We start from the raw sequence: 2,451 nt of genomic DNA on the forward strand, positions 1-2,451 counted from the left end.
AAATTGCCCGAAGAACCGGTGCCGGGCCTTGAGATTGTTTCAACTTGACTCGAAATTTTAACGACAACCGTCTTGTTAAATGATTCTGTTTTTGTGGAACTTTCTCTACTGATTTTTGTCTCACACACAACCTTGAGTCAAATAGCAGGCTAAAGCGATGGATGGTGTCCGGGACAACACGACAGGTTTCTCCTTTAAATGTTCTATCTGTTTAGGTGACGACGGGAATATCAGAGGTCAACATGGTGGGCGTTCACTGGTCAAAACCTCTTGCAACCCGGTACCCCACGTTTTCCACCTCGAATGCATCACCGAATGGCTTGACAGACAGCGGTCGGAAAGCAGCCTTGACCAACGCAAATGTATATGCAGACAACCGGCACTGCCATTGATTCGTCTGGACCGGAGCAACGTCCTTGATGACGATTCAGATTATTGTCAATCCATGATGTCAAACGCCTGCCATACCGGGGATCTGGATACACTGAGAATGCTGCTGAGCCAGGACGAGACTTTGGCCAATAAGTCTTTCCGTTCAGTGCTCACTGGTCAACCTGAACACCCGCTTGCTATCGCCATCAATTACGGCCACTCTCATTGCTCCCGGGCTCTGATCGACTGCGGTGCCGATGTCAATGCCGCCGGGCACGATGGTGAGACTCCCCTGTACATCGCTGCCCAAAAGCGCCGCACCGAGGACTTCAATATGCTGATCAGGGCAGGGGCAGATATCAATAACGTACTGCACACAGCTATCCGCAAGAGCGATGCTCCACTCCTTGAATACCTGATCAGCACCAAACCTGGCCAACTTGCCCTTAATAACGCCCTGCGCGAAGCCGCCGAGCGTGGGCAAACGCAGTGCCTTGAAATGCTGATCAGAGCCGGAGCAAACAACCTTGATGATGCCCTGTGTGCTGCTGCCGAGCGGTGGCAAAACCAGTGCCTTACGCCCCTGATCAAGGCGGGAGCGAACGCCCTGAATCGTGCCTTGTACATCGTTGCTCTGTCGAAAAACTTCGAGGGCTGGCTCGTTCTGGCGAAACACGGTGCAAATATTATTACCGTAATACACACTGCTGCCAGAGAAGGTTCTTTGGAATTTTTCAATCTCTGGTTTGTCCCGAGAGGCATCAATGAAACCGATGAGAAAGGTCAAACGCCGCTGCATATCACCGCGGCCAACGGGCATGGCGGGTGCCTGACAAGATTGCTTGAAATCAGCACAGAGAAGATCAATGCCCGCAACAATAGCGGCGAAACAGCCCTGCATCTGGCCGTTTATAACGGCCACGTCGGATGCCTGAGACCGCTGATTAAACATGGGGCGAATTTGAATGCCACCAATAAAAACGGCGAAACAGCCCTGCATATAGCCACCAAAATCAACATTAATGAGGTGCGTCAACTATGGGCTGACATGGGCAGAGATATCAATGAAACCTTAATCAACGGCAGGACGCCCAAACACTATACCAACCAACAAGGAAACGATGATGAGTGTCTGAGGGAGCTTGTTGATATCAGAGGAGTAAATATTAATGTCACTGATAACGACGGCAGCACGCCTTTGATAATAGCTGCCATTTGGGGCAAATTTGATCGCCTGCAATGGTTGATCGACGCAGGAGCGGATATCAATGCCGTTGCTAACGACGGCTCAACGGCACTGTATGAAGCCGCTTGTTGGGGGCGAACCGATTGCCTGAGAAAGCTGCTGGCCGATCACCGCATCCAGGTCAATCAAAAGATGGAAAAACATGGCCGTACGGCTCTCCACTCAGCGGTATGTAATGGCCACAAAGAGATCGTCAAGGAGCTACTGACCGATGGCCGCATCCTGGTCAATAAAAAGGACAACGATGGCGATACGGCTCTTGACCTTGCCATAAAGTATCATCACGCAGCATGCAAAAAACTCCTTGAAGACTATGGAGCCAAAACATCGGCCTGTGTTCTACAGTGAGCAACAAAATTGCCCGAAGAACCGGTGCCAGGCCTTGAGATTGTTCCAAACTGGCTCGACAATCTAAACGACATTCGTCTTGTTAAAGGATTCTGTTTGTAACTATTCAGCACCCCCGAAAACCATATCTGGTAATAACCGATGGGACAAAACCACTACATGTTGATTAGCAAGATTTTAGTACTCTTAATTTCCCACTGACATGCCTGCAAATAATCGGGTACAAATATTCTATTAATCAATATGTAGTATTTTGCTCGATCGGTTATCACAAGATATAGGTGCTGAACAGTTACAATTATTGTTTGTGATGCACTTGGTTTAATTGCGTATTTCAAGAGGTTGCTATTATGCAGGCTGTCGGTGCAAAGGTAGACATTAGGGAATTCTTCTTGATAGTACTACTGTAAGTTCTTTCTTTAGCTTCTGCGAACGAGTGCAGGCGGGTTGGTTTCTACGTGTTGCGGGTCTTGAATTGGAACCAC

1 protein-coding gene is annotated in these 2,451 nt (G+C 48.8%); it reads left to right on the forward strand.

Translation table 11 applies throughout. The features are described from left to right. Positions 1-157 precede the first annotated feature (157 nt). The gene (locus KDK14_RS04075; protein WP_257263743.1) at positions 158-1,966 is read left to right on the forward strand and encodes an ankyrin repeat domain-containing protein; all 1,809 of its coding nucleotides are present in this window, start codon (positions 158-160) and stop codon (positions 1,964-1,966) included. Positions 1,967-2,451: the final 485 nt, after the last annotated feature.

It is taken from the genome of Endozoicomonas sp. ONNA2, assembly GCF_024606365.1.
Taxonomy (GTDB): Bacteria; Pseudomonadota; Gammaproteobacteria; order Pseudomonadales; family Endozoicomonadaceae; genus Endozoicomonas.

Excerpts from the sequence above, each read along its gene's own strand:
- KDK14_RS04075 (WP_257263743.1), top strand. The coding sequence starts at position 158 with ATGGATGGTGTCCGGGACAACACGACAGGTTTCTCCTTTAAATGTTCT.